The following is a 3670-nucleotide window of genomic DNA, read 5'->3' as shown; positions in this document are numbered from 1 at the left end:
CGAAAATTTAACTAAAAAAGGCGGTCGCTTTGTGCTACCGCCTTTGCATTTTTGTTACAGTTTTGAGACTACTCTTTAATGGTATGTACGATGTAGTTGACATCGACATTTCGGCCCAGTTTGTAGCTATCTGTCAGTGGATTGTAGTGCAAACCGGTGATGCCTTTTTCCTGCAGCGCAGTACTGTCTATCATCTTCATCATTTCAGACGGACGGATGAACTTTTCGTGGTCATGCGTGCCCTCTGGCACAATCTTGAGCAGCTTCTCCGCACCAACGATGGCGAACAGGTAAGACTTGATATTGCGGTTGAGGGTTGAAAAGAATACGTGCCCTCCCGGCTTGACCAGCGCAGAACAAGAACGAATCACGGAGAGCGGGTCGGGGACGTGCTCCAGCATTTCCATGCAGGTGACAACATCGTACATGCCGGCATTGTCCTGAGCATGCTGTTCTATGGTGCTCTGGATGTACGTCAGTTGGGTGCCTGTCTCTAATGCATGCAGGCGGGCGACTTCGAGCGGCTCTTTCCCCATGTCCAGGCCCGTCACATCAGCGCCTTCACGCGCCATACTCTCGGCCAGAATACCGCCACCGCACCCGACATCGAGCACTTTCTTGCCAAACAGTCCGTCGGCGTTTTTGAGCACATACCCAAGACGTAACGGGTTGATCTGGTGCAGCGGTTTGAACTCGCCATTCAGGTCCCACCAGCGCGAGGCCATCTCTTCAAATTTTTTGATTTCGTTTGGGTCTACGTTTTGAGTATCAGTCATAGCGGTACTTCTTCTAAATGAGCGTGCTTCCGTGAATGAAGAGCATTATAGCGGTAACTGCGTCGCTGGCTACCACTTGACGAACATTCCCGTAGCGCTGAACAAAAATTAGTCTCTTTTCAGCGGGATATGTAAACAATGTGCAATTTCTCGGCATTTAATCCACAACAAAGCTCACAACCTGATAAAAGGGGAGGGAAAGTAATGCCGAACCGTTGAATTGTGTGTTATATTTTTGCACCTTAAACGTATTGTACATACGATCTATAAATAGAGGGATAATGGCTCTATGAGCGATCTAGCTAAAGAGATCACGCCCGTAAACATCGAAGATGAGCTGAGAGGCTCGTACCTCGACTATGCGATGTCTGTAATCGTTGGTCGTGCTCTTCCGGATGTGCGTGATGGCCTTAAACCAGTACACCGCCGCGTGCTTTTCGCGATGAACGTACTAGGCAACGATTGGAACAAACCATATAAAAAATCCGCCCGTGTTGTCGGTGACGTAATCGGTAAATATCACCCTCACGGTGATAGTGCTGTATACGACACAATTGTCCGTATGGCTCAGCCGTTCTCACTGCGCTACATGCTGGTCGACGGCCAAGGAAACTTTGGTTCGATCGATGGTGACTCAGCAGCAGCAATGCGTTATACCGAAGTTCGTATGGCAAAAATTGCCCACGAGCTGCTGGCTGACCTAGACAAAGAAACGGTTGACTACGTACCAAACTACGACGGTACAGAGCAGATTCCAGCCGTATTACCTACGAAAATTCCTAACCTGCTAGTGAACGGTGCATCCGGTATCGCAGTGGGTATGGCGACGAATATCCCGCCGCATAACCTGGGTGAAGTTATTGATGGCTGTCTGGCATACATCAATAACGAAGAAATCACCATCGATGAACTGATGGACTACATTCCTGGTCCCGATTTTCCAACGGCAGCATTGATCAGTGGTCGTAAGGGAATCATCGACGCATACAAGACTGGCCGTGGCAAGATCTACATGCGTTCGAAAGCGGAAGTGGAAGCTGACAAGAATGGCAAAGAGACCATTATTGTCACCGAAATCCCTTACCAGGTGAACAAAGCGCGTCTGATTGAAAAGATCGCAGAGCTGGTAAAAGACAAAAAAGTTGAAGGCATCAGTGCCCTGCGCGATGAGTCAGACAAAGACGGTATGCGCATTGTTATCGAATGTAAGCGTGATGCGGTCGGCGAAGTGGTTCTGAACAACCTCTACGCCAACACTCAGCTTCAAACAACGTTCGGTATCAACATGGTTGCGCTGGACAATGGCCAGCCTAAGCTGTTCAACCTGAAAGAAATGCTGAAGTGTTTCGTTGATCACCGCCGTGAAGTGGTGACTCGTCGTACGATCTTCGAACTGCGCAAAGCCCGCGAACGTGCTCATATCCTTGAAGGTTTGGCACTGGCACTAGCCAATATTGACGACATCATCGATCTGATTCGTAAAGCGCCAACACCAGCAGAAGCAAAAGCGGGCCTGATTGCTCGTGGTTGGGATCTGGGTAACGTTGCAGCTATGTTGGAACGTGCCGGTACTGACGCGGCTCGCCCTGAATGGTTGGAGCCGGAATACGGTATCCGCGATGGCCAATACTACCTGACTGAGCAACAGGCTCAGGCGATCCTGGATCTGCGTCTGCACAAACTGACCGGTCTGGAACACGAAAAAATTCTGGATGAATACAAAGCTCTGCTAGATGAGATTGCAGAACTGATGCATATCCTGGCCAGCACTGAGCGTCTGATGGAAGTGATTCGTGAAGAGCTGGAAACCGTTCGTGATGCGTTTGGTGATGCTCGCCGCACTGAAATCACGGCAGCCAGCCATGACATCGATCTGGAAGAGTTAATTGCTCGTGAAGACGTGGTTGTGACGCTGTCGCACGAAGGTTACGTGAAGTACCAGTTGTTGAGTGATTACGAAGCTCAGCGTCGTGGTGGTAAAGGTAAGAGTGCCACTCGAATGAAAGATGAGGATTACATCGAGCGTCTGCTGGTGGCGAATACTCATGACAACATTCTGTGTTTCTCTACTCGCGGTAAGACTTACCGTCTGAAAGTGTATCAACTGCCGCTGGCTAGCCGCACTGCACGTGGTAAACCGATTGTGAATATCCTTCCGTTGGAAGAGGGTGAGCGCATCACCGCGATCTTGCGTGTGGATGAGTTCTCTCAAGACAAGTTCATCTTTATGGCGACGGGTGACGGTACAGTGAAGAAGACGTCACTGGATCAGTTTGCTAACGTACGTTCTAACGGCTTGATCGCCGTGAATCTGCGTGACGATGATTCCCTCATCGGTGTCGATATCACGAACGGTGACAGCGACATTATGCTGTTCTCGAAAGCCGGTAAAGTGGTACGCTTTAGCGAAGATAAAGTGCGTGCCATGGGCCGTACTGCGGCAGGTGTTCGTGGTATGAAGCTTGCTGATGACGATCAGGTTGTATCATTGATTGTTCCGGCAAACGAAGGCGACATTCTGACAGTGACACAGAACGGCTACGGCAAACGGACTGAACTGGCGGAATACCCAACCAAAGGCCGTGCGACTCAAGGCGTTGTGTCTATCAAAGTCTCTGAGCGTAATGGACCAGTCGTGGGTGCAGTACAGGTGGAAGAAGGCGACGAGATGATGATGATCACCGACGCTGGTACTCTGGTACGTACTCGTGTGGCTGAAGTCAGCCAGGTGGGTCGGAATACTCAGGGTGTCACCTTGATCCGTACTGCTGAAGATGAGTCTGTGGTTGGTTTGCAGCGCATTGATGAAGTTGAAGAAATCGAACTGGATGAGGAAGGCGAAGTGGTTGAATCAGTTGAGGCTGATGAAGCGACGGAAACACCGGCATCCGATG

Annotated in this window: 2 protein-coding genes; one reads left to right on the top strand and one right to left on the bottom strand. The window is 50.0% G+C overall.

Translation table 11 applies throughout. The features are described 5' to 3' along the window. Positions 1-68 precede the first annotated feature (68 nt). A complete protein-coding gene (ubiG, locus tag CAG65_RS13800; protein ID WP_021705455.1) occupies positions 69-776 on the bottom strand; it encodes a bifunctional 2-polyprenyl-6-hydroxyphenol methylase/3-demethylubiquinol 3-O-methyltransferase UbiG in 708 nt (235 codons plus the stop codon). 289 nt (positions 777-1065) lie between these two features. On the opposite strand from ubiG, the gene gyrA reads away from it, so the two are divergent. Further along, positions 1066-3670, top strand: a 2605-nt coding sequence (gyrA, locus tag CAG65_RS13795; protein WP_161454017.1) for a DNA topoisomerase (ATP-hydrolyzing) subunit A, incomplete at its 3' end; no start/stop codon positions are given.

The organism is Vibrio sp. V39_P1S14PM300, from assembly GCF_009904765.1.
GTDB lineage: Bacteria > Pseudomonadota > Gammaproteobacteria > Enterobacterales > Vibrionaceae > Vibrio > Vibrio proteolyticus.
This window is presented reverse-complemented; position numbering and strand designations above follow the sequence as displayed.